A 25,315-nucleotide genomic window follows, 5' to 3' on the forward strand; every position below is an offset into this window, starting at 1 on the left:
AAATTTATAAACAAAAAATTAACTCACTGCAATTTCTTATATTTGCATCCTATTAAAATAATTAATGGATATTCAGATCTTAGACAAAACATTTGTTCCTTACATATCGGCTGAAGAGATTCAATTGCGGCTAAAAGAGCTGGCTCTGCAAATGACGGAGGATTTCAAAGATGAAGAATGCGTTTTTGTGGGGGTTCTTAACGGATCTTTTATGTTTTTGTCTGACCTCATAAAGTATTATCAGCGCCCTTGTGAAATCTCTTTTGTAAAAATGGCTTCTTATGAAGGATTACAGACAACGAATGAAGTGAGACAACTGTTGGGGCTGGATGTTGATGTTACCGGTAAAACAGTAGTTATCGTTGAAGATATAGTAGATACTGGTAATACCATTGAAGTACTTTGTGAACTTTTTAATAGATATAAAATAAAAGACCTCAAAATAATTACTTTGTTTCACAAGCCTGAAGCTTACACAAAAACAATAACTCTGGATTATATCGGATTTAATATTCCGGATAAATTCATTGTGGGCTACGGATTGGATTATAATAAACAAGGGCGGAATATACCTGAGGTTTATCAAATAAAATAAAAACAACACAAAAATTATGATTGCTATCGTATTATTCGGAAAACCTGGAGCAGGAAAAGGAACGCAAGCCGAGTTTTTAAAGGAAAAATATAATCTTACCCATATTTCAACGGGAGATGTTTTCAGGTTTAATCTGAAGAATGACACGGATTTAGGAAAGCAGGCAAGAATATATATGGACAATGGCGAATTGGTACCGGATGAAATTACAATCAATATGCTAAAAGCAGAAGTAGAAAAAAATATGGACAAAGCAGGTTTCCTGTTTGATGGTTTTCCAAGAACCATTGCTCAGGCAGAAGCTTTAGACACTTTTTTAAACTCCATAAATTTACAGGTAACGGCAACCATCGGTTTGGAGGCTAATGATGATGTGCTTGTAGCCCGTATCCTTGAAAGAGGGAAGACATCCGGAAGACCTGATGATCAGGATGAGGCAAAAATCAGAACGCGTTATGAGGAATATAACGAAAAAACAGCTCCTCTGATTGATTTTTACAAAAAACAAAACAAATATTATCCTATCGACGGTATTGGTTCAATTCCTGAAATAACGGAACGACTGAGCAGTGTGATTGATAAATTATAGATATTGCTAAATAAAAATTTTGTAACAATCTTATCCTTTGTATCTTTAGGGTAAGATTTTTACTTTTATATATTAATTTAATTTTTTTTACTTGGAAATAGTAGTCATATTATTCTTAATTCTCTTAAATGGTGTGTTTTCAATGTCAGAAATGGCATTGGTCTCTTTGAGGAAGAACCGTCTTGAAATTGCAGCCAAAAAGGGTAGTTCAAGAGCAAAAACAGCTTTAGAGCTGGCGAATGAACCCAATAATTTTTTATCTACTGTTCAGATCGGTATTACACTGATCGGAATTTTGACCGGTATTTATTCCGGTGATAAAGTTACTTCTGATGTTCAGCTCTTATTAGAGCAGATAGAAGTACTCCGGCCGTATGCCTCTTCTCTGTCTGTCGGAATTGTTGTAGTAATACTTACTTTTCTTACTCTTATCATGGGGGAGCTTTTGCCTAAAAGATTAGGACTTAACCATCCTGAAGCCATTGCCAAAATAGTGGCGATGCCCATGAAAATAATTTCAAAAATAGCGAGTCCGTTTGTATGGTTATTGACCACATCAACAGATTTACTTATGAAAATCTTTAATATAAAACCTACTGCAGACGGTAAAGTTACTGAGGAAGAAATACGTTCTATTATAAAAGAGAGTACGATGGTAGGGGAAGTACAGGAAATTGAACAGGATATTGTGGAACGTGTATTTAATGTTGGAGACCGAAAGGTAAACTCTCTGATGACACATAGAAAGTCAGTAGTTTATCTGGACTGTAAGGAAGATCTGCAAACCCTGAAAACAAAAGTAATAGACGAGTTGCATTCCTTTTATCCGATTTGTGAAAACAGTTTGGATGAAGTTATTGGAGTTGTATCTTTGAAAAATTTATTTCTGCTGTTTGAAAAAGAAAATTTTGATTTGAAGGATGCCATGACGGAGCCTACTTTCCTGATAGAGCATACATCAGCATACAAAGCACTGGAATTGTTTAAATCCACTAAGAATCATTATGCATTGGTAACAGATGAGTATGGAGTAGTACAGGGTGTTATTACACTTAATGATATCCTTGAAGCTTTGGTAGGGGATGCTTCTGAATTTTATGAAGAAGAATTTAAATTGGAAGAAGTCGGAGAAGGTAAATGGGTCGTTGACGGTTTTTATCCGTTACATGATCTGCTTGCTTATTTTGAACTGGATGATTTGATGCCTGATTATGATGTGACTACTGTAAGTGGTTTGGTGATGAAAGAATTATCTTATATTCCTAAGACAGGAGAAAAATTAATCTGGAATAAGATGGAATTGGAGGTATTGGCCTCCAGTGGAGTAAAAATAGATAAAATAGGAATCAGTTTGCTTAAAGAATAGCAGACGGAAAATAAATAGAATGACAGAAGGAAATTTTGTAGATTACGTAAAGATATATGTTGCATCAGGAAAAGGTGGTAAAGGATCTACGCATTTACATAGAGAAAAGTTTATTGAAAAAGGCGGACCTGACGGAGGTGATGGCGGACGTGGTGGTCACGTGTATATTGTAGGAAATGAAGGTTTGTGGACACTTTATCACTTAAAATTTGCCCGCCATATAAAGGCAGGTCATGGTGGTGACGGGGGTAGTGCCAGAAGTACAGGCGCTGATGGTGAAGATAAAATGATAGAAGTGCCTTTGGGAACTGTTGTAAAAGACAAGGAAACAGGAGAAGTATTATTTGAGATTACAGAACACGGAGAGAAAAAAATATTGGCTAAAGGCGGTAAAGGCGGATTGGGTAACTGGCATTTCAGGAGTGCAACGAACCAAACCCCAAGATATTCTCAGCCTGGAATACCGGGTGAGGAGCTTGATATTATCCTTGAGCTGAAGGTCTTGGCAGATGTAGGTTTGGTTGGTTTTCCAAATGCAGGAAAATCTACATTGCTTTCTGTTTTAACTTCTGCAAAACCTAAGATTGCTGATTATCCGTTTACTACTTTAAAACCAAATTTAGGAATTGTGGCTTACAGAGATTTTAAATCATTTGTAATAGCAGATATACCCGGAATTATTGAAGGTGCAGCAGAAGGAAAAGGATTAGGGCATTATTTTTTACGACATATTGAGCGTAATTCTACCTTATTATTTCTGATTCCTGCAGATGCAGACGATATAAAGAAAGAATACGATATACTGTTAGATGAGCTTCGCCGCTACAATCCGGAAATGTTAGATAAAGACAAACTTATTGTAATCTCTAAATCAGACATGCTTGATGAGGAGTTACAGACTGAAATGAAACAGCAATTGGACAAAGAATTTAATGGTATACCGTATATGTTTATTTCTTCTGTGGCCCAGCAAGGGTTGACAGAACTGAAAGACCGTCTTTGGAAAATGCTTAACAATTAAAGTGTTTCTGATAAGTTGCAGGAAAAGAGATTTAAACCCTGCGTTTAGTATAAAGAAAATGCTTAAAAAAATTATCTTTGTAAGAGTATTAAAAAAAAATAAGATTATGAAAAAACTTTTGTTCAGTATGTTATTCTTGGCTGCAACTAATTTTGTTTCAGCGCAGAGCTTTGATTTTGGTATCAAAGCAGGTATGGTTTACAACGCAGATAAAGGAGCTATTAAGTCCTTTACCAATGCAGTTGATGCTAAAGGAAAAGGAAGCGCAGGTTTTCAGGCCGGGGTATTATCCAGAATCAGTCTTATAGGTTTTTATGTGCAGCCAGAAGTTTTATATACTTCGTTTAAAAATGAATTTGACGATGCTAATGGACAGTCATTCAAAGTGACCAAACAGCGTATTGATATTCCTGTAAACATAGGAAAGAAATTTCTTGGAATAGCACACGCTCAGGTAGGACCGGTATTCTCTTATTATTTAGATGATAAAAACTCTCTGAAAGACATCGTAAATGCGAAACAGGATCAGTTTAATGTCGGTTTTCAGATTGGTGCAGGAGTTGAAATTTCTAAATTACTGATCAATGCACGTTACGAATTTGGATTAGGTAAAGTGGGGTCTACTTTTATGGATAAAAATAATATCGAGTATCAGGTAGAAAACAGACCGAATCTGTTAAATGTATCACTGACTTATTTATTCTAAAAGAATAAAAAGACAATATATAAAGTATAACTCTCTAATAAAATAGAGAGTTTACATTTTTTAATCAATCTATAACAATGAAAAAATTACTATTAATTTTCACAGCCGTTATTTTAGCTTTTCCGGTAAAAGTAAAAGCTGATGAAGGAATGTGGTTCTTGATGTTCATCGAGCGTCTGAACCATCGCGACATGCAAAAAATGGGACTTCAGTTAACTTCTGAAGAAATCTACAGTATCAACAATCACTCATTAAAAGATGCTATTGTGCAATTTGATGGAGGCTGTACTGCAGAAATTATTTCAAATCAGGGATTGGTATTAACCAATCATCACTGTGGATATGATAAAATTGCTGAATTAGCCACTCCTGAAGATGATATTCTTACGAATGGATTCTGGGCAAAAACAAGAGCAGATGAGCGTAAACCAAAAAGTTTATCCGTTCGTTTCTTTGTTCGAATGGATGATGTTACCAAAAGAATTTTATCAAAAGTAAATGATAAAATGTCTGAGCTTGAACGAGAAAAAGCAATCAATCAGGAAATTGCAAAAATTGAACAGGAAAACAACGAAGGTGGAAAATATACCGTTTCGGTTCGTTCGTTCTTTCAAGGAAATGAATATTACTATTTTGTTTATCAGGATTATAATGATGTGCGTCTGGTAGGAACACCTCCAAATGCGATCGGTAAATTTGGTGGAGATACAGACAACTGGGAATGGCCTCGTCATACAGGAGATTTCTCTATCTTTCGTGTCTACACAGATGTAAATGGTAATCCTGCAGAATATTCTCCAAATAATGTTCCAATGGTACCGAAACACCACTTGCCTGTTTCTTTAGCAGGAATTAAAGAAGGTGATTTCTCTATGATTTTAGGTTATCCCGGACGTACCAACCGTTGGATGCCAGCAGCCGGAATTGAACAAAACGTAAAATTTGCATATCCTGCTTGGGTAGAAGGTTCTAAACTGGGAATGGATGTGATGAAAAAGTATATGGACAAAAGTGATGAAGTTAGACTTCGTTATGCAAGTAAATATGCTGGAGTTGCCAACTACTGGAAAAACCGTCAGGGTATGATTGATGCATTGACTGCTCACAAGACAGCGGCAACAAAGCATAAAGAAGAAGCTGAGTTCAACAAATGGGCTAATAAAAAAGAAAATAAAGCAACTTTCGGAAACGTAGTGGCAGACATCAATAAATATTATGGTGCGACCAATGAAAAAGCACGTCATGACAACTATCTGATGACTATTTTACGTACTTCTAACTTGGCAGCATTACCTTATAGTTTTGGGCGTGCTTTAGTGGTTTATGCTGAATCTAATGCAGCAAAACGTGCTGAGATGAAACCAAGTCTGATGGAAGCAATTGAAGAAACCTATAAAGAATTTTATGGTCCTTTAGAAAGCGAAATGCTGGCAAAACAGTTAAACCTATACGCTACCAAATCTACCGGGTATGCAATAGCGCCTTATGTAAAAGAATTAGGAGAGAAAACAAATTTTGATTATACAGCTTATGTGTCAAAAGCATTTGATAAGAGTGTATTTTCATCTAAAGAAAAAATGATGGCTTATTTAGACAATCCGGATAAATCGATTGTTGAAAATGATGAGCTGTATAAATTATCTTCTGATTTGTTGACAAAATACAGAGAAAACCCAGAAAATCTTGAGACCTTAAAAAATGATTATCAAAAATCTTTCAGATTATTGGTAGATGGTTTACGAAAAGCAAATCCAAATAAAAAATACTATCCTGATGCGAATTCAACTTTGCGTCTTACCTATGGAAAAGTAATCGGATTACCACGAGGAAATAAAGTAAATGATGCTGATGAGAACTGGTATACAACTTTAAAAGGAACGATTGCTAAAAATAAAGTAGGAGACGAAGAATTCGAAAATCCAAAACGTTTGATTGACTTATACAATGCAAAAGATTATGGACAATATGCTGATAAAAAAGGATATTTGCCTGTAAACTTCCTTACAGATCATGACATAACAGGAGGAAATTCAGGTTCGCCGGTATTAAATGGAAAAGGAGAATTAATCGGACTTGCATTTGATGGAAATATCGAAGCTATGGCAGGAGACGTGATTTTTGACCCTAAATTGCAACGTACCATTAGTGTAGACATTCGTTATGTATTATTTATCATTGATAAATATGCTGGTGCAAAACATCTGATAGATGAGATGACCATCGTACGATAATAAAGTAATCTGCTAAACATTTTGTTTGGTCGTAAACCCGGTGATATTTAATATTACCGGGTTTTTTATGCATAAATAAATTGATAATAATAATTTAATTAACATTATTAGGAATAATATTTTTTTTTATTTAATATAGCACTATTGAAATAATATTTTGGTTTTAGATATAACTAAGATCAACGAGTGTAGCGGTATAACTATGTGTATTAATTACTAATTACAGGTCAAAATTATGAAAACGATTCCTGCTTAAAAACGATCTTAAATGAATATAATGAAAAAAACAACTTTAGTTATTGTGATTGTCTCAATAGCTTTTTAATTTATAGTCTTGTAGTAATGATAATTTTGAGTCAAAAACTGCAACATATAGTAAAGAATCTTTGTCAGAAGAAAATTTAATCAAAAATTACGCTAAAGCTTATTATACACTTTCACGATTTATTGGAGAAAACGAGGTGTTTTTCAAGACTTTTGATCCTGGTAAATATAATTTTAATAATGATAAACAATTTATTGATTTTATTAGTGAAATGAAACTCGATAAAGTAGAAAATGTTAAAGCTGTAGCTGAAGTGTATCCGAAGTGTATCCAAGATTACATAAGGATATAAATGATTTAATATTAAAAGAAATTAATGCTACGGGTAATAAAGATATATCTAAAACGGAGATATTTGCTAAATTTAAAGTTGAAATGTTTGAATTACGAAAAACCGATTTAGTGATTTCTTATGGGTCGAAAAAAGAATGTTTAGAAGATTGGCAAGATGGATATTCAGACTGTAGAGAAGATTTTCTTATCGAGGCAGGTTTGTCAGTTATCGCTGCAGGTGCTGGGATATGGCCAGGGTTAGTTGCAGGTGCAGCAACTATGTTGAAATACGAAATATGTATAGGGAGAAATGATAGGGATTATAAGAAATGTATGGGCAGATTAAAAACAAAATAGATGAAATCAAAAAAACTGAATATAATTTTTATTATTAATACGATTGCTTTTTTTGTCGTTCCGACATTATTGGTGCATGAGAGAATGATACAGTATATTTTTTACAGCGTATTCTTAGTAATTCATTTTTACTTTTTATTTGTATATAAAAATAAATAGCACTTCATTGTATTAATCATAAGTGTATTGGTATAGTTTGAAAAAAGCATAAAATATTTTATAAGTATTTAAAAAAAAAGAACCTTTTTAAAAAATGTATTGAAAATATTTTAAAAAAAAGCTGTGGTGTGATAATAAAGTGCTATCTTTGAATCATTAATATAAATAATGCATAATGCAAGAAGGTACAGTTAAATTTTTTGACGAAACTAAAGGTTTCGGATTTATTTCTCCATCAGATGGTAATGGAGATGTTTTTGTTCACAACACAGGGTTGTTAGATAATATTCGTGAAAACGATAAAGTTGTTTATGATGTTGAGCGTGGACAAAAAGGGTTAGTAGCAGTAAATGTGAAAAGAAAGTAATAAAGATATATTTTTTATTTCATTAGCGTCGGTATCATATACCGACGCTATTTTTTTAGAACTTATATACCAAAGCATTCACGTTCATTCCTGCGCCCACTGAGGCAAATAATACTACATCTCCGGGATTGATGCTGTGTGTTTCTAACTCCTGATTAAAAATCATAGTAAGCAGTGAAGGAATTGTAGCTACACTGCTGTTGCCGAGTTTGCTGATTACCATGGGCATAATGTCAGCAGGTGTGGCTTTATCGTATAGCTTAAAAAACCTGTCTACAATGGCCTCATCCATTTTTTCATTGGCCTGATGTATGATGATCTTTGACAGCTGATCAATAGAAAAGCCACTGGCATCAAAGCACTTTTTCATTGCTGAAGGTACGTTGGTTAATGCAAATTCATATATTTTCCTTCCGTTCATTTTGATATACTTGATATCAGGAGAACTTTCAGAGTTATAGGACTTGCCGAAATAAAGATAGTCTTTTTCTTTCAGAGTAAAAGAAGCTGTTAAATGCGATTGTACACCAGTGTTGTCTTCACTTAATTCAATAACGGCAGCTCCGGCTCCGTCAGCATAAATCATACTGTCTCTGTCATGGATATCAACTACCCTTGAAAGGGTTTCTGCACCTATAATAAGGCATCTTTTCGCTATTTCGGCTTTAATAAAAGCATTTCCCTGAATTAATCCTTCGATCCACCCCGGGCAACCAAAAAGGATATCGTAAGCCACACAATAATTATTCTTAATTCCCAGCTCATGTTTTACACGGGAAGCTAAACTCGGAACCATATCTGATTGAACTGTACCAAAACGGACATCTCCAAAATTATGTGCAAATATTATATAGTCCAGCGTTTCAGGATCAATCTCTGACTTTTTCAGTGCTTCTCTCGCTGCAATAAAGCCAAGATCAGAAGTGACCATGTCTTTTGATGCATAACGCCTCTCTTCAATTCCGGTTATTTCTTTTAGTTTCTCTGCAATGGTTGCATTGTCATGTTTTAAGGTATTTCCATTTTCATCCAGAAAATGATGATCATCAAAAAATAAGTTGGTAATTGTTTCTGAAGGGATGTAGTTTCCTACACCAATAATTTTACTTGTCATGGATTTTGTTTTATTTACTATCAAACTTTCATTGAAAAATATTTTCTGAAAAGAAAAGATAATATATAAATTTAGGGAAAAAATGTTGGAAAACAATGGTTGTTTTGGTTTATTTTTCAAAATTTAACTTTAAATATTGTTTGTCGTATGGTTGTGTTATTGTCTGATTTTACTGTAATTTTGCGATACATATTTTTGCTATATTTTAAACAAGATGTACCTTTAACCTATGAAAAAATGGTTGTTGCTGTTAGTGCTGTTTATTGTGTTTGGATGCGTAAAACAACCAAATGATATTGCAACATCTTTTTATTACTGGAAGACTAATTTCACTTTAAAACCTTCTGAGAAAGAATTGATGCAAAATTTAGACGTAAAAAAACTTTATATACGCTATTTTGATGTAGCACTCAAAGGTGATGTAGCTATTCCTTTGACTGCCGTTGTTTTCAATGATACTATACCGGATGTGGAAATTGTTCCTGTTGTGTATATCAAAAATGAAGTAATGCTCAATGCTAAATTGAATTTGAACGATCTGGCAGATAATGTCTTACGCTATATTGAACAGATAAATAATAGGTATAAAATCGATATAAAGGAAATTCAGTTTGATTGTGACTGGTCATTGAAAAGTAAAGAACGCTATTTTTCTTTTATTCATTTTATTAAAGAGAAAAAGGAATTAAAAATTTCGTCTACCATTCGTTTACATCAAGTTAAACACCATCGTAAAACCGGAATTCCGGATGTTGATGAAGGGGTGCTTATGTATTATAATATGGGAAGTATTGCTCCAGATTCATTGAATTCAATTTATGACGGTTCGATTGCCAGAAAGTATATAGGTTCTTTAAAAACTTATCCACTAAAGCTTAATGTGGCTTTACCTATTTATTCATGGCTAATACACAGCAGAGATGGAAAGGTAATAAATTTACTCAGTCGTATACGCAGGGAAGACCTTGAAAAAAACGCTGCTTTTGAAAGAAAAGATAAAAATCGTTTTCTTGTAAAAAAAGCAGGTACCTATTTCGGTAAATTCTTTAAACAAGGGGATCAGATGAAAATTGAGCAAATTGAAGCTGAAGATTTACAGCAGATGGTCCGTGATATTTCTGACAATATACCGGATAGCCCGAAAGAGATTATTTTTTATGATTTAGAAGAAAAGAATATTAATAGCTATGAAAAAGAATTTTTTAAAAAACTGGTCACTGATTTTTAGCAGTGTCGTTACATTAACTGCAGGCGTATATGCTTACGGATGTGCAGATGGTTGGTGGGGATATGATTATTCCTCATCTTTTGCACCGGAGTATTTTGTTGATAACTCATATAAACCATTGTTTTACTCGCCTTATGAGCGATTTTATAACAATGATTACCTGAGTAATTATACTTCAAAACACAATGAAGATATTGTACAGGACTGGAAAAATTATTTAGGAAATACAGTGCCGTCAGCAACACTGAAAGCATATCTTATTACTGACTCATTGAATATGGATATCCAGAGATTTCATGAAAACTCAAAAAATAAATTATCATCATCTCTGAATACATCTGATAAAAAAGTAAAAAAGTTTTTAGATTTTCTGTACTATGCAAAAATGATCGAAGATTATTCAACGCAGACCTATGATTATTGGAATTATGAAAACCGGGTAATAGAAAATGCCAGTCAGTCCATTGTAGATGAAGTAGAAAAATTTTATAAAAAGGTAGACAAAGGCGATGAGTTTTTTGCCAATCGTATGTGGTTTCAGGTACTAAAAGCAAAATTTTATTCTGACAACCGGGCATCTGTTATTAGTTTCTTTGAGGAAACAAAGGCAAAACAGCCTCAAAATTTACTTTACTCAAGAGCTTTGTCTTATGTTGCAGGAGCTTATCATGCACAGAAAGATTTTATAAAAGCTAATCTATATTATGCAGAAATTTTTAATAGAGAGCCAAAATTAAGACATGAAACCCTGTATAATTTCCGTCCGATGGATAAGAAAGAACTCAATACAGCATTGGCATCGACTAAAGATAAGGATATACAAGCCGCTATATGGGCTATGAGCGGTTATTATCAGGATGAAGCTGCATGTATGAAAGAAATATATGCACTCAATCCTAAAAGTCCTCATATTGATTATCTTCTCACACGCTGGGTAAATATTCAGGAAAGTGCTATTAATGTTTTTATGGATAAAAGCCTCAAAAGTACAGCTGAATACCAAAAAGAAATCAAAGGTAAAATCGACCAGAAAACATTAACATGGATAAATGATGTAGCATCAAAACCGGAAAAATTAAACAACCCGGCTTTGTGGAATATGGCAGCGGGATATTTAAATATATTCCAGGGAGAGCATCAGAAAGCAAAATCCTTATTTGACAAAGCTTTAAAAACAGCTGGAAATGATAAAAATATAAAAAATGAAGCAAGGTTGTTCAATTTGATTAATGAAGTTTCTCAGATAAAGACAATTGATGATAAAGCACAATCTACTTTGATTACTGATTTGAACTGGTTATTCTATGAAGTTCCGCAACAGCATACTTATGATAGTCCGTTCAGATATAATTATGCTTCCTCATGGATTAAACAATATATATCTGCTGTTTACAGAGGTAATAAAAATCCATTAATGGCAGAATTGGTCAATTCAGACCGTTCTTATTATTTAGTAAAGGATAATGTAGCTGCAATGGAACAATTCTTTCTCAGAAAAAATAAAACAGCATGGGAAGAAATGTTTGTTGGATTATATGATTATAATTTAAGTGATATCAATGAGAGCAATGCAATTTATCTTTTTTATCAGGATAAAGTAGATGCTGCCATTGCTGAGATGGAAAAAACAACAACCGCGAAAGGTACTTATTATGATAATACAGAATATACGATTCTTTATAAAGATCTCATACTGCCGGGTAATCCGTTTAACGGAAAAATAAAAGATTGTAATGATTGCGATCACATGGCAAAGCAGACCGTTACCTATACAAAAATTTCATTTTTGAAAAAGGTAAAAGAAATGCAGGATAAAATAAAAGCTGGTGATGATGTGTACAACAATGCATTATTGGTAGGTAATGCTTTTTATAATGCCAGTTATTTTGGTAATGCGCGTACTTACTATTACAACAAAATCATCGGAGAATATGGTAATGGTATAAGTGCCTATAATCAACCGTATCTGATGTCCATGAAACAGGTTAGAAAATATTATGAAATGGCGTTAAAAGCAGCGCAGACAAATGAACAGAAAGCTAAAATGTCTTATCTTTTAGCAAAGGTTGAGCGCAACGAATTTTATAATAAAGAATATTTTTCCAGAGATTATTACTATGGGTATGGAGAGATAATGATAAAAAAATGGCAGGGATTCAAAGACTTGCAGACAAAATATGCTGATACTAAGTATTATCAGGATGTCATCAACGAATGCGGATATTTCAGAAAATATTTAGGAATATAAAACTTAAATAAAATAACAATGCGAGTACATTTTATAGCTATAGGCGGAAGTGCAATGCACAACTTAGCGCTGGCTTTGCACGATAAAGGAGATGTAGTAACCGGTAGCGATGATGCCGTATTTGAACCGTCAAAATCAAGATTGGAAGCCGCTGGGATATTACCGATGGAAATGGGATGGTTTCCTGAAAAAATTAATAAAGAGATAGATGCTGTTATTCTGGGAATGCATGCCAAATCAGATAATCCGGAGTTGCTGAAGGCACAGCAGCTCGGGTTGAGAATATATTCTTACCCTGAGTTTATATATGAGCATTCAAAACAAAAAACACGGGTAGTGATTGGAGGCTCTCATGGTAAAACTACTATTACCTCTATGGTTTTACACGTACTTAATTATCATGGAATTTCTGTTGACTATCTCGTGGGTGCTCAGTTAAAAGGGTTTAAAAATATGGTTCATCTTACTGATGACAATGATTTTATTGTACTCGAGGGAGATGAATACTTATCTTCTCCTACTGACTTGCGTCCGAAATTCCATTTATATCAGCCCAATATTGCTCTGATAAGTGGTATTGCATGGGACCATATCAATGTGTTTCCGACTTTTGAAAATTATGTTGATCAGTTCCGTATTTTTATTGACAAGATTACTAATGGCGGTATTCTCATCTATAATGAAGAAGATAATGTGGTAAAAGAAATTGTAGAGGCTTCTGAAAAACCTATCCGTAAAATAGCGTATAATACCCCAGAATATTCGTTAAGCAAAGGGAAAACATATCTTGAAACACCAGACGGGGCAATGCCGATTGAAGTGTTTGGTGATCATAATCTCAACAATTTGGCCGGAGCAAAATGGATTTGTCAAAATATGGGGGTTGATGAAGTTGAGTTTTATGAAGCCATTGCAAGTTTTAAAGGTGCTGCAAAAAGACTGGAAAAAATTGCAGAAACATCCTCATCTGTAGCTTATAAAGATTTTGCACATTCACCAAGCAAAGTAAAAGCAACTACTCAGGCAGTTAAAAAGCAATATCCTGAAAAAAAACTGATTGCCTGTCTGGAACTACATACGTATTCGAGCTTGAATTCAGAATTTCTTTCAGAATATGATGGGGCCCTGACAGCAGCAGATATAGCGGTTGTATTTTATTCACCTGATGCGGTTGCGATTAAAAGACTTGAAGAAATTTCTAAAGAGCAGATTGAAAAAGCTTTTAACAGAGAAGATCTTATTGTATTTACGGATCCTGTTGCATTTAAAACATTTTTGAGTCAAACATCATTTGAAGACAGCGTCTTGTTGTTAATGAGTTCAGGGAATTACGGAGGATTGGATTTTGACGAAGTCAAGAATCTTTTATCTGTTTAATATTACAATAAATAAAAAATCGGTTCTGTAAGAACCGATTTTTTAATATCCATAGGTATAATGTCCTGTAATCTTGTATCGGAAAAGACAATCTTCCAATACCTGACCTCCACCTACATTATGTACAATCAAATAGCGTTTTTTATCTTTTGTCTTTTTATGCGTGACAATGCCTATATGTGGCATCTTATCCTGAATCATCCATGTGACAATCTCTCCGGGTTTATAATCTTTTTGATTTTGAGAAACGGGTAGACTTTTTCCCTTTCGAGTAAAGAATACTTCAAGATTGGGAACTCTTCGATGGTCGATATTGGTGTCTGTTTTTCTCAACCCCCAAATGGCAGGATAAAGATTGAAATGTGCTTTCATATCTTCATGAACTTCTTTTTGTAAATCAATATCCAAAATTCTGTAGCTTCTTATGACAACATCGGTACACACGCCTTTATTTGCCGGTATATCTCCATTAGGATAAGAAATGCTAAAATAGGCGGGATCATATTGAATTGAAGCATCAACAATAGATAATGCTGCGTCAGAAAGCCGTTGCTGAAAATCAGATATGTTTTCTGTACTATAGTGTTCTGTATCCTGTGCAGAAACAATCAACTCTTTTTTGTTATGGGGTTGACATCCAATAAAAAAGCCTGTTATTAGTAATATATAAATTGATTTCATATCTTTAAGAAAATATAGGGGGGGGTGATAATCAGTAAATTATTGTCTTATGAATAAAAATAAAAAATTTTCTATTAAAAATTGGTCTCAGGAAGATCAGCCAAGAGAAAAATTAATGAGTAAGGGAACATCAGCGCTCAGTAATGCCGAATTAATGGCCATATTGATACGTAGCGGTAGTGAAAATCAAAGTGCCGTTGACTTATGTAAACGCATTCTGGAAGCAAATGATCAAAAAATTAATCTGTTGGCACAGCAGGATATCAGAACACTGAAACAGTTTAAAGGAATAGGGGAAGCTAAAGCTATTATTATCATAGCTGCTTTAGAACTTGGAAAAAGACGACGCTTTGAGGAAGCTAAAGCAATACCCCGTGTCAGTTCCAGCAAATCAGTGTTTGAAATTATGCAGCCTTTAATCGGAGATCTCAAGCATGAAGAATTTTGGATGTTAATGCTCAATAATGATCAAAGAATAATCGGAAAAAGTCAATTGAGCAGCGGAGGGCTCACAAGTACTATTGTTGATGTACGAATCTTGTTTAAACGTGCTTTAGAAGCAATGGCTACTTCTATCATTCTGGTTCACAATCATCCATCCGGCCAATTGAAGCCAAGTGCATCGGATAAAGAAATTACTCATAAGATCAAAGAAGCCGGAAAAGTATTGGATATAAAGCTATTGGATCATATCATTGTCACGCAACATGACTATTTAAGCTTTGCTGATGAAAATATTATTTTATAAACTGTTGCAATTTTTACAAACTCCCGATACCATACATTGTACATTTTCAACAGTATAGCCGTCAGGCAATTTAAATTTCGGCTCCACATTTTCTATACATGAGATGGTCTCACATTGTACGCAATGAAAATGAATATGATTGTGATGATGTTCTTCCTTATTGCAATTATGACAGATAGCATATTGAACAATTCCTTCCATTCCGGTTACTTTATGAATTTTACCTTCATCTACTAACCGATCCAAAGCTCTGTATATAGTAACTCTGTCTACACTGTTATCGAGTAATAGCTGTATATCTTTATGGGCCAATGCTTGTTTCTTCTCTTCTAAAATCGATAAAATATGAGTTTTAGTCGCTGAACTGCGCTCCCTTTTTATTTTTTTATCCATTTGCTTTTATATTTAAAAAATTAAACGCAACTTTGTTGTGTTTAATATATCATTTACATTATGAAAAATAGTACTACAAAAAAGTTTGATGTTCTTGGAATTTCATCAGCCGTTTTATGTTTAATACATTGTTTGGTTTTTCCGTTGATAACCATACTACCTATAGGTTTGAGCCATAACCACTGGATTGATTTGCTCTTTGCTTCTATTGGAATTTATGCTGTAGCAAAGATAACTAAAAATATAGACTCCAAGAGCCTCCGAATATTGCTATGGAGTTCTATTCTTTTGATTACCGCGTGTGTAATCATTACTTTAGTATTTCATTATCATTCCAATTTTATTTATTTAGGAGCATTGGGTCTGATATTGGGACATCTCATCAACTTTAAAAATCACAAGCATTAAAGAAATAAATAAGAAAAGGCAATAATAGTATAATACCGATATCCAAAAAGGACAGTATTGCAAGATTAAAGAATAATAGATTTGTTTTATATTTGAATGAAGGTAAAGGCAGGGATAATCACCTGTCTTTATTTTCTAAATAAAATAAAATTATAAATTCAACTTTGTTGCGTTTTAAAGAATTACTATTTTTACATTCATAATTAATTTCATCCAATAAAAACATTTGAATATGTTGACAACAAAAGAACTACGTTTTTCTTTTGAGAATAAGATAGATTTTCACTTTCCCGATTTATATTGTGAAGCGGAAGATACTTTACTCATAACCGGGATTTCAGGAAAAGGAAAAACAACTTTATTGCACCTTTTGGGAGGTTTACTGCGACCGCAATCGGGAAGCGTTTTTATAGATGATGAAAATATTACAACCCTATCCAGTAAAAAACTGGATGAATTTCGTGGACGGCATATCGGTATTGTGTTACAAAAATCTTATTTTGTTGAAGCACTCAGTGTTTTGGACAATGTTGTATTGGCGTCTTGGCTTGCTACAGGTCAAAAAGCTGTAGAAAAGGCTGTGGAGTTACTGCAACAGTTAGATTTGGGAGAACAATTGCATAAATTACCATCCAGATTGAGTATCGGTCAGCAGCAAAGGGTAAGTATTGCCAGAGCTCTGATTAATGAGCCTAAACTTATATTAGCTGATGAGCCTACGTCAAGTCTTGATGATATCAATACAGAAAAAGTTGCTTTTATGCTGAGTGAGCTGGCGAAAAAATATCATGCAGCCCTATTAATCGTTACTCATGATCAGCGATTAAAAAAACACTTTAATAACCAAATAAACTTATAGTGATGATAGGTAAAATAGCATGGAGAAATACCTGGTTTAAACCATTGAATACTATTTTAAGTATTATTTTATTAACTGCTTCAGTTTCTATCATTTCAGTTCTTATTTTGTTACAAAAACAATTTGAAGAACAGTTTTCCTCTTCTATGGACAATATTGATTTGGTTTTAGGAGCAAAAGGGAGTCCGTTACAGTTAATCTTATCTTCAGTCTACCATATAGATGCCCCTCCCGGTAATATTGACTATGCAGAAGCAAAAAAATGGATGCGCAATCCGTTTGTGGCAAAAGCAATTCCGCTTGCTTATGGGGACAATTACAAAGGGTACAAAATCATAGGCACAACAACAGATTATTTAGAACGCTTTCAGGCAAAAATAGCTACAGGAGATGTGTTTAAAAAAGATTTTGAAGTTATCATCGGAGCACAGATCGCTGAAAATTTAAAGCTAAAAGTAGGGGATACTTTCTTAGGAACTCATGGAGATGCTGAAGAAGGGGAAGTACATGAAGAGCATCCGTATAAAATTGTAGGGATTATCAATAAAACAGATAAACTTATCGATAATGTCATTTTGTCTAATATTGAGTCTGTATGGCATATGCATGAGCATGAACATGCGCACACAGAGACAGGTGAAGCAGAAAACAACCACAACCATGACCATGAAGAAATATCAGAACAAAAAAGAGAAATTACGGCTGTATTATTGAAATTCAGAAACAAAATGGGTATTGTAACCTGGCCCAGAATCATTCCTCAGAATACAGAAATGCAGGCTGCATCACCGGCGGTAGAAATAAATCGCTTATTTGCATTATTCGGTGTAGGGATTCAGGCCTTACAGTATTTGGCTTATGGAATAATGTTAATTTCAGGTATCAGCATATTTGTAGCACTTTACAATACATTGAAAGAACGAAAATATGAATTTGCTTTATTACGCGTAAACGGCGCAAGCAGGTTGCAACTGTTGCAGCTGGTATTGATCGAGAGCCTTTTCTTATGCACCATTGGCTTTATTTTTGGTACTATTTTTGGTAGAGTAGCTTTATATTTTATTTCCGTTTCTTCTCAGGAGGAATTCAAAATTGCTTTTAATCCTTTTGAATTTATTTGGGATAAAGAGGGAATTATATTTATTGTTACACTTTTAGTGGGTATATTAGCAGCATTAATTCCGGCGATAAAAGCCTATAATCTAAACATATCAAAAACGCTTGCCAATGCTTAATAAGATTGTAATTGCCGGGGCAGGAGCCCTGGGATTGTTGCTGATGAACTTTACAGCATCTCCAAAACAAAACGTATCTTCTGAATCAAAAGAAATATTGTATCAGTCAAGAGATACCGTAACATGGAGTATGTTGGGAAAAATAGATTTTGTAAAAAAGAAAAGTCCGGTATATGGAGAAGTAATGTATCCGGTAATTAACAGTACATTAAAAGCAAAACAAAAAAAACGTATTGTCGCAAAGGGCTTTATTGTGCCTATTGATAACAAAACGTATGCATTGAGTAAAAATGTATTTGCACAGTGTTTTTTCTGTGGTAATGCCGGACCGGAAACCATTATGGGAATTAAGTTCAGAGGAGCAACCCCTCGTCTAAAAACCGATCAGTACGTTACTATTGAAGGGACGTTCAGATATAACGATGCGGATATAGAAGACTGGATTTATCATATAGAAGATGCTGTAATTGTAAAAGGTAAATAATTGGAAAAAAGTAAAATAACAGATGTGTTTTTTGATCTGGATCATACTTTATATGATTTTGATAAAAACTCTGCACATACCTTTAATGATGTTTTTAAGGAATTAGGATTGAAAGGAACTGAAAATTTTATGATTCAGTTTAAGCCCATTAATGATTATTATTGGAGCAGATTTGCAAAAGAAGAAATAACGCAGGATTTTTTACGTTATGGAAGATTAAAAGACACTTTTGATGCCATCAATGTAAAGATTACAGACGATCATATCTACCATATAGCGGATTATTTTATCAATAATTTGGCAGATTATAACCATGTTTTTGAAGGAACATACGAGGCGTTAGATTATCTGAAAGATAAATATAGGTTGCATATTATTACCAATGGTCCCGAAAAAGTTCAGGAATTAAAATTAACCAATTCTAAACTGGATCATTATTTTGAAACAGTAACCAATTCGGAGAAAGCAGGAGTCAAAAAGCCTAATCCAAAGATATTTGAATATGCTTTAAACGCAGCTAATACTAACCCAATGAAAAGCTTAATGATTGGAGACAATATAGAAGCTGATATCATAGGAGCCCAACAGGTAGGAATGAATGTTATTCATTTTAATGAGTATCAGATAAAAAACGATTATAATTTTACTGAAATAAATAAATTAACAGAATTAAAAAATCTTCTTTAATGAAAAAAATAGTTGCCTTTCTTGTAATGATGATGAGCTTTGGGATGAATGCTCAATCAACCAATGATGTAGAATACATCAAATTGAAAAAAACGTATGATTTCCAAGGTGAACAAAATGAATACCGTTTGAACAGCAATATGAAATTTCGTTTTGAACAGTTGGGGTATAAAGTATATTTTGATGGGGAAGAAGTGCCTCAGGAAGTAAAAAACAATCCGTGTAAAGAATTGATTTGTAATCTTACCGAAGAAAAAAGTTCACTTGCTACCATCTTAAATGTTGAATTAGTAAATTGTAAAGGTGTTGAAGTTGCTAAAGGAAAAGGTGAAAGCCGTCTGAAACTACACAAAAAGTCCTATATGGATGCTTTGGATAAAGCCTTTAAATATTCAAATTTGAATTCATTAAAAAAATAAAAAAAGGGATATACATCCCTTTTTTTATTTTTTCATTATTTTCTTCTTGATGATTCCTCCTTCAACAGTTTCTATTTTTAGTATATAAATACCGGAAGAGAGATTTGCGAGATCTACAGTATCATTGTGATGGGGAATAAGATATTCCTTACCGCTCATATCGTATAATTTTATCGTCTTAATATCCGAAGAATTTATTCCGGAAATGAAAACGTTTTGATCAGTAGGATTTGGAAAAATAGTTACAGAAGCATCTTCAAAATCAGAATTCGATAAAGTCCCTTTTCTTAAAGAAACATCGTCGATATAATAATAAGTAATAAGATTACTTCCAGGTTCATAATCATTTTCAAATTGTTCTATTTCCAGATCATCATAATCATGAAAATTACCAATGATAACATATCGTTCACCCCCTTCTGCGATAAAAGATCCCTTAATTTCTGACCATATATTTTTAGTCTTGATAATACTTGAGCTTGCTATCTGAGGGATAATACCATGTTTTATAAGAGGTTCACCTTTTGTGAAAATTTCCTGATCAGGTAAGCTGCTGACAAAGGCAGCACCTAATTTATTGATAGAATGATTCATCATATCTGCAAGTGAGACATGCATACTAAAAGTATACGATTCTCCTGCTAACAAAGGCTCAGTGAGTTGAGCGTATATAACTTCACTCTTTGTTTTGTACTCATTTGTAACAAAGGTGTAAGTATAACTCAGTCCAATATAAGCACTCCCTGTTCTTGCAGCCTGATAACCTATTGAATTTTGTGGTACTCCAACAGTATTAGTGGTGTCGCATTCATTGTAATATTCAGGAGTATTATTATATGATGATTGCGCATTCATATCCGTGTCTGCATTCCAGCTTTCCACGTTATAGCTGAATTCATGTGATTGCATTGTTATAAACTCGGGACATGAGTTATAACTCTCGAAACTCGGGTTCGGAATTAAGTTTTGTTGGGCATTTATCAGATTGAGACTGAAAAGACAACTCAATAAAATGTATTTTTTCTTCATGGATGTATATTTTTTTTCTAAAATAAGAAAAAAAATAATAATAAAAAACTTAATAATTGTACTTGTCTTTCCAGCGGGCTTTTAAAAATTCTCTTGTCTGATTTTCACGGCTGTTCTGTCCGGGCTCATAAATAGGGATGTTACTTATCTCATCCGGTAAAAATTCCTGATAGGCAAAATTTCCAGGGAAATCATGCGAGTATTTGTAATCTTCTCCATAGCCCAATTCTTTCATCAGTTTGGTTGGAGCATTGCGTAAATGTATGGGTATGGAAAGATCCCCTGTTTGTTTAACAATTTGTTGCGCTTTTCCGATAGCCATATAGCTTGCATTACTCTTTGGTGAAGTAGCGAGATAAATGGCACATTGACTCAGCAAGATGCGGCTTTCGGGGTATCCGATTACAGATACCGCCTGAAAAATATTATTAGCCATAATAATAGCTGTCGGATTTGCCAGACCAATATCTTCAGAAGCTGAAATCACCAATCTGCGGGCAATGAATTTTAAATCTTCTCCGCCTTCTATCATGCGTGCTAGCCAGTAAACCGCTCCATTTGGGTCGCTTCCGCGGATTGATTTTATAAAAGCAGAAATGATATCATAATGCTGTTCTCCGGTTTTATCATATAACACGGTGTTTTTTTGTACAATCTGCATTACTTTGTCATTGGTAATTTCTACCGGTTTTTCGTCCAGTGAATTAACAATCAGTTCAAATGTGTTGAGCAATTTTCTGCCATCACCGCCTGACAAGCGAAAAAGAGCTTCTGTTTCTTTTATAATAATGTCTTTGGATTGAAGAAAGGCGTCTGTTTTTAATGCCCGATTGAGTAAGGCCTGTAAATCTTCTTTTGTGAAAGCTTTTAGTGTGTATACTTGGCAACGTGACAATAAGGCAGGGATAACTTCAAAACTGGGATTTTCTGTAGTGGCTCCGATAAGCGTCACCCAACCTTTTTCTACAGCTGCTAAGAGCGAATCTTGCTGAGATTTACTAAAACGATGAATCTCATCAATAAATAAGATAGGATTTTTAGCTGTAAAAATACCGCTGCTGTTTTTCGCTTTATCAATTACTTCCCGGATATCTTTTACTCCGGCATTGATAGCGCTTAAAGCAAAAAAAGGGCGTTCGCTTTCTTTTGCAATAATTTCAGCAAGTGTGGTTTTTCCTGTACCGGGAGGTCCCCAAAAGATCATAGATGGAATCAATCCACGTTTGATATTTTGAGTCAATATTCCCGAAGTTCCAACCAAATGGGACTGACTGATATACTCTTCTAATCGCTTAGGACGAATACGTTCTGCTAAAGGTGCTTCCATACAGTAAAATTACACATTTACTTTAGAAAATGAAAATGATAGGGGATGCATTGCGAATTCACTTTTTAATTATATTCATTATAAGGCTGTCAGAATAGCAGTCTTTTTTTGTTGGTTACATTTTTGATATTTTGTTTTCATGCAGGAAAAAAAATTTGAATATCATCACGCCGTATTTTTAGTGCCTTTTTTATCGCTTTTGGCGATTTGGGCTGTTTATTTTTTGAACTGGAAATACTTTTTACAGCTCAATGAGTATGGTATTTATCCTCGTACCCTAAGTGGTCTGAAAGGCGTCTTGTTTTCTCCCTTTCTGCATGGAGATATCAGCCATATTGTTAATAATTCGATTGCTCTTTTAGTGTTGCTGCCTCTTCTGGTATTTTTTTATAAAGACCGGTATGTACAGGTGTTGTTATTAGGGTGGTTATTGTCGGGTTTGGGAACCTGGCTTATAGGTAGACCGAGTTTTCATATTGGTGCCAGTGGGCTGGTGTATGTGCTCACAAGTTTTCTTTTCTTTTCAGGTATCCGTGCAAAATATTACCGGCTTATGGCAGTCTCTTTCATTGTAGTGGTGATTTACGGAAGTTCTGTATGGTATATGTTTCCGGATGTTAAAGAAGGTGTCTCATGGGAAGGGCACTTGTCTGGATTTCTAATAGGTGTATTACTGGCTTTCGGATTTGAGAAACAAACCTATGAGCCTTATTATAAATACGACTGGCAACGACCGGATTTTGATGCTTCCAAAGATGCTTTTATGAAGCATTTTGATGAGAATGGTCATTTTAATCCTAAGCCTGAAGAAGAGGAACAGTTACAGCAAGTACAGGAAGACACCTTTTTCACCAGTTCATCACTACCTTTATCTTTTAAAATACATTATCAGGAAAAGCCTGCTGATGAGACTGAAACTGAAACTAAAGAGTAATTATTTAAACGTTATTTTCAGGTATTGCGGAACTATAGGAGTATTATGTTCTTCTCCATTTTCGAGTGCTAAAGATGGATGTACTGCTTTTAGGTAAAAAGCATTGTCAGAAGACCAAAAACGAGTGATTATTTTTTCATCTTCATCATAGTACGGACTAAAACCTGTCATATAATCAGTTCCCTTTTCAAGAGCTGTTATTTTACCTTTTTTAATGGAGTAAAGACTTATTTCTGTTGCTGATTCATAAGGATCAAAATCAATGGTTATCACATATCTTTTATCTGGTGATATATATGGAAACCCATAAAAACTGTTTATAACTTTAGCAGTCTTTTTGTCATACATATTATAACTGTGGCCTTCATAAAGCGTTTCGCTTATAAGATATGCATTGAGAAAAGGAATAAAGCCTATATATTCATTAATACTGTAATAGTCGCTTTCTATATTATAATTGTCAGTCAGAACAAGCGGTTCATTATCCCCTGATAAGGTCAGTTTACCGTTTTCCTTCTTTGAGACGGGTTGGTGATCAATAAAATCCGAACTTTTATTTTTTAAAGCATCATTAAAGATCTTTTCAGAAATGATCTCTATGTTTAAATATTGTTTTATAGAGGATGTTTTTTTTGTTGAGGTGAATTCCTCTGCGTTTTCAAAATCCAGAGCTTCATAAAGCAATTCAGGTAAAATTTGTAGCTCATTTCTGTTTCCTAAATTATGAAGAGGTGTATAGACATCTTCCCAACTGTGCTTTTCACTCTTTTTTCCATTATCTTCAATCACCCGATGTATATAGGCGTTGACCATAGCAAAATTATCTTTTATAGCGATAATCTTTACTGGAGTTCCGTGAGAAATTGTTCCGATGGATTTTGTTTCGGTATTGGGCTCATCATATAATGCAGCTCCTTTTGCTGTAATAACAAAAACGTTAGTCCCTGCTTTTAGTTCTTTCTTTTGGAGAACAGGTGGCTCAGAATTGAGACTGTCAGATACCGCTATATGTTTTTCTTCAGTTGTTTCAGAAACAGGTGTTTTTGTATTGCATCCTGACAAAAGAATACTGAATAAGCATACCGTATATAGGTGTAGAGATTTCATTAATACGCGTTTTTATAATTTTTAATTAAAAAGTTAATACCTGTTTCTACAATATCACCCATAGATTCGCAATATTTGAAATGAGTATCATGTGTGTACTTTTGTAAGGCTTTTTTTAAGGTTATAACATGGCTTTGAGGAGCAATCGCATCCTTTTTCATAACGTTAATAAGATCATTAAAACGGTCCTGATTGTTTAGAATTCTCCTTACCATAACAGAGCGTGCCTCTTTGCGGTATTGCTCAATAGAACTGGGCAGTAATTTGTCTAATACCATTTGAACCATTTTGAAATTTTCTTTGAAATACTGTGGGAAATAGTTTCGTAGGTTACCTTCGTAAGATTGCTGGTCAAAATCCAGGGCACGTATTCTGTAAACAACCTGATCGAAATCATGAGTAGGAATGATGACGTAATTATAGGAACGCATATCACCAAGTAAGCCTACCATACAGCGTTCATTGAATTTTACAAATTCTTTGGCAAGCTGTGCTTTTTCAAGTTCATTGCATTTGTGTAAATATTGGCTGATAAAGATATCGCCGGGAATGCCCAAAATATGTTCTTCAATAAGCGTGTCTTTATAAACCAGATAGTTCATGGAATTAGGAGAGATCATTTCTTCTAATTCCAGACCGTAAATTCTGGAAGCATCCGCTTTTTTGATATAAAAATTGGTGTAATTGTCGTTGAGTATGTTTCTAACTTTAATGCGAAATGGCTTGGAGTTTCCAAAAGTACAAAAGTCGATAGCATCTACCTTTAAAAAAGGAAGTGTGGCTTCATCACCATCAGAGTGCAATAAAGTATATATTTTGTTGAGGCTTGCTTCAATTTCGGCATGTTCGAATTCTGAATAATATACCCGCAACCACAAAGTGTCGTTACCATTTACATCCTCCAGAGCAACATATCCAGAAAAACGCATGAGATCATCATAGAAAACCCTCGTCTGAGTAGTTCTGTTATATTTTTCCAGATATTGACTCAAATTGATATTGATTGGAAAAATAGGCTTTCTGAATTCTATTTTTACGTCTTTCATTC

At 34.1% G+C, this 25,315-nt stretch carries 27 protein-coding genes; 20 read left to right on the top strand and 7 right to left on the bottom strand.

Annotated elements, in window-relative coordinates:
* Positions 1-64: 64 nt before the first annotated feature.
* The 9 genes from hpt (at position 65) to QW060_RS02150 (ending at position 7,989) form a co-directional block, all read left to right on the top strand.
* Positions 65-595 carry a hypoxanthine phosphoribosyltransferase gene (gene hpt / locus QW060_RS02110; RefSeq protein WP_290362064.1) on the top strand — a complete coding sequence of 177 codons (531 nt, stop codon included), beginning with the start codon at positions 65-67 and terminating at the stop codon, positions 593-595.
* A gap of 16 nt (positions 596-611) precedes the next feature.
* A complete protein-coding gene (locus QW060_RS02115) occupies positions 612-1,184 on the top strand; it encodes an adenylate kinase (protein ID WP_290362065.1) in 573 nt (190 codons plus the stop codon).
* 91 nt (positions 1,185-1,275) lie between these two features.
* Complete coding sequence (locus QW060_RS02120) at positions 1,276-2,550, top strand: hemolysin family protein (protein ID WP_290362066.1); 1,275 nt, start codon at positions 1,276-1,278, stop codon at positions 2,548-2,550.
* A gap of 19 nt (positions 2,551-2,569) precedes the next feature.
* Entirely contained in the window at positions 2,570-3,571 is a 1,002-nt protein-coding gene (obgE, locus tag QW060_RS02125) for a GTPase ObgE (protein ID WP_290362067.1), read from the top strand.
* 106 nt (positions 3,572-3,677) lie between these two features.
* Positions 3,678-4,277 (top strand): porin family protein, encoded by a 600-nt coding sequence (locus QW060_RS02130; RefSeq protein ID WP_290362068.1) that lies wholly within the window; start codon positions 3,678-3,680, stop codon positions 4,275-4,277.
* A gap of 77 nt (positions 4,278-4,354) precedes the next feature.
* Positions 4,355-6,508, top strand: a complete 2,154-nt coding sequence (locus tag QW060_RS02135) for a S46 family peptidase (protein WP_290362069.1) — start codon at positions 4,355-4,357, stop codon at positions 6,506-6,508.
* A gap of 386 nt (positions 6,509-6,894) precedes the next feature.
* Positions 6,895-7,125 (top strand): hypothetical protein, encoded by a 231-nt coding sequence (locus QW060_RS02140; protein ID WP_290362070.1) that lies wholly within the window; start codon positions 6,895-6,897, stop codon positions 7,123-7,125.
* Positions 7,098-7,463, top strand: a complete 366-nt coding sequence (locus QW060_RS02145; protein WP_290362071.1) for a hypothetical protein — start codon at positions 7,098-7,100, stop codon at positions 7,461-7,463. The genes QW060_RS02140 and QW060_RS02145 overlap by 28 nt, the downstream gene beginning before the upstream one ends.
* Before the next feature lie 334 nt (positions 7,464-7,797).
* A complete protein-coding gene (locus QW060_RS02150) occupies positions 7,798-7,989 on the top strand; it encodes a cold-shock protein (protein WP_290362072.1) in 192 nt (63 codons plus the stop codon).
* Between the two features lie 55 nt (positions 7,990-8,044).
* Here the strand turns inward: QW060_RS02150 and QW060_RS02155 are convergent, their stop codons facing one another.
* A complete protein-coding gene (locus QW060_RS02155; protein WP_290362073.1) occupies positions 8,045-9,103 on the bottom strand; it encodes a 3-oxoacyl-ACP synthase III family protein in 1,059 nt (352 codons plus the stop codon).
* A 229-nt stretch (positions 9,104-9,332) separates the two neighbouring features.
* Between QW060_RS02155 and QW060_RS02160 the strand changes: the two genes are divergently transcribed.
* The 3 genes from QW060_RS02160 to QW060_RS02170 are packed head-to-tail and all read left to right on the top strand — an operon-like array spanning position 9,333 to position 13,956.
* A complete protein-coding gene (locus QW060_RS02160) occupies positions 9,333-10,331 on the top strand; it encodes a hypothetical protein (RefSeq protein ID WP_290362074.1) in 999 nt (332 codons plus the stop codon).
* Complete coding sequence (locus QW060_RS02165; RefSeq protein ID WP_290362075.1) at positions 10,291-12,579, top strand: hypothetical protein; 2,289 nt, start codon at positions 10,291-10,293, stop codon at positions 12,577-12,579. The genes QW060_RS02160 and QW060_RS02165 overlap by 41 nt, the downstream gene beginning before the upstream one ends.
* 18 nt (positions 12,580-12,597) lie before the next feature.
* Complete coding sequence (locus QW060_RS02170) at positions 12,598-13,956, top strand: UDP-N-acetylmuramate--L-alanine ligase (protein WP_290362076.1); 1,359 nt, start codon at positions 12,598-12,600, stop codon at positions 13,954-13,956.
* A gap of 42 nt (positions 13,957-13,998) precedes the next feature.
* On the opposite strand, the gene QW060_RS02175 is transcribed toward QW060_RS02170, so the two are convergent.
* Positions 13,999-14,637, bottom strand: a complete 639-nt coding sequence (locus tag QW060_RS02175) for a DUF1287 domain-containing protein (protein WP_290362077.1) — start codon at positions 14,635-14,637, stop codon at positions 13,999-14,001.
* Between the two features lie 49 nt (positions 14,638-14,686).
* Between QW060_RS02175 and radC the strand changes: the two genes are divergently transcribed.
* Positions 14,687-15,385: a RadC family protein gene (gene radC / locus QW060_RS02180; RefSeq protein ID WP_290362078.1), complete on the top strand. Its 699-nt coding sequence runs from the start codon at positions 14,687-14,689 to the stop codon at positions 15,383-15,385.
* On the opposite strand, the gene QW060_RS02185 is transcribed toward radC, so the two are convergent.
* Positions 15,380-15,778 (bottom strand): Fur family transcriptional regulator, encoded by a 399-nt coding sequence (locus QW060_RS02185; protein ID WP_290362079.1) that lies wholly within the window; start codon positions 15,776-15,778, stop codon positions 15,380-15,382. The genes radC and QW060_RS02185 overlap by 6 nt on opposite strands.
* A gap of 60 nt (positions 15,779-15,838) precedes the next feature.
* Between QW060_RS02185 and QW060_RS02190 the strand changes: the two genes are divergently transcribed.
* From QW060_RS02190 to QW060_RS02215, 6 genes are all read left to right on the top strand, one after another.
* Positions 15,839-16,186, top strand: a complete 348-nt coding sequence (locus QW060_RS02190; RefSeq protein ID WP_290362080.1) for a MerC domain-containing protein — start codon at positions 15,839-15,841, stop codon at positions 16,184-16,186.
* Positions 16,187-16,418: 232 nt separating this feature from the next.
* Positions 16,419-17,045, top strand: a complete 627-nt coding sequence (locus QW060_RS02195; protein ID WP_290362081.1) for an ABC transporter ATP-binding protein — start codon at positions 16,419-16,421, stop codon at positions 17,043-17,045.
* Between the two features lie 2 nt (positions 17,046-17,047).
* The gene (locus tag QW060_RS02200) at positions 17,048-18,280 is read left to right on the top strand and encodes an ABC transporter permease (RefSeq protein WP_290362082.1); all 1,233 of its coding nucleotides are present in this window, start codon (positions 17,048-17,050) and stop codon (positions 18,278-18,280) included.
* Positions 18,273-18,764 (top strand): hypothetical protein, encoded by a 492-nt coding sequence (locus tag QW060_RS02205; protein ID WP_290362083.1) that lies wholly within the window; start codon positions 18,273-18,275, stop codon positions 18,762-18,764. The genes QW060_RS02200 and QW060_RS02205 overlap by 8 nt, the downstream gene beginning before the upstream one ends.
* On the top strand, positions 18,765-19,451 hold the full coding sequence (locus QW060_RS02210) for a YjjG family noncanonical pyrimidine nucleotidase (RefSeq protein WP_290362084.1): 687 nt from the start codon (positions 18,765-18,767) through the stop codon (positions 19,449-19,451).
* Complete coding sequence (locus QW060_RS02215; RefSeq protein ID WP_290362085.1) at positions 19,451-19,870, top strand: hypothetical protein; 420 nt, start codon at positions 19,451-19,453, stop codon at positions 19,868-19,870. Before QW060_RS02210 ends, QW060_RS02215 begins: the two co-directional genes overlap by 1 nt.
* A gap of 24 nt (positions 19,871-19,894) precedes the next feature.
* On the opposite strand, the gene QW060_RS02220 is transcribed toward QW060_RS02215, so the two are convergent.
* Positions 19,895-20,899, bottom strand: a complete 1,005-nt coding sequence (locus QW060_RS02220) for a T9SS type A sorting domain-containing protein (protein ID WP_290362086.1) — start codon at positions 20,897-20,899, stop codon at positions 19,895-19,897.
* 49 nt (positions 20,900-20,948) lie between these two features.
* Complete coding sequence (locus QW060_RS02225; protein ID WP_290362087.1) at positions 20,949-22,226, bottom strand: replication-associated recombination protein A; 1,278 nt, start codon at positions 22,224-22,226, stop codon at positions 20,949-20,951.
* 139 nt (positions 22,227-22,365) lie between these two features.
* Between QW060_RS02225 and QW060_RS02230 the strand changes: the two genes are divergently transcribed.
* On the top strand, positions 22,366-23,160 hold the full coding sequence (locus tag QW060_RS02230; protein WP_290362088.1) for a rhomboid family intramembrane serine protease: 795 nt from the start codon (positions 22,366-22,368) through the stop codon (positions 23,158-23,160).
* On the opposite strand, the gene QW060_RS02235 is transcribed toward QW060_RS02230, so the two are convergent.
* Both QW060_RS02235 and QW060_RS02240 read right to left on the bottom strand, forming a co-directional pair.
* Entirely contained in the window at positions 23,161-24,267 is a 1,107-nt protein-coding gene (locus QW060_RS02235; RefSeq protein WP_290362089.1) for a hypothetical protein, read from the bottom strand.
* Positions 24,267-25,313 carry a hypothetical protein gene (locus tag QW060_RS02240; protein ID WP_290362090.1) on the bottom strand — a complete coding sequence of 349 codons (1,047 nt, stop codon included), beginning with the start codon at positions 25,311-25,313 and terminating at the stop codon, positions 24,267-24,269. The genes QW060_RS02235 and QW060_RS02240 overlap by 1 nt, the downstream gene beginning before the upstream one ends.
* Positions 25,314-25,315: the final 2 nt, after the last annotated feature.

It is taken from the genome of Paenimyroides ceti (assembly GCF_030409925.1).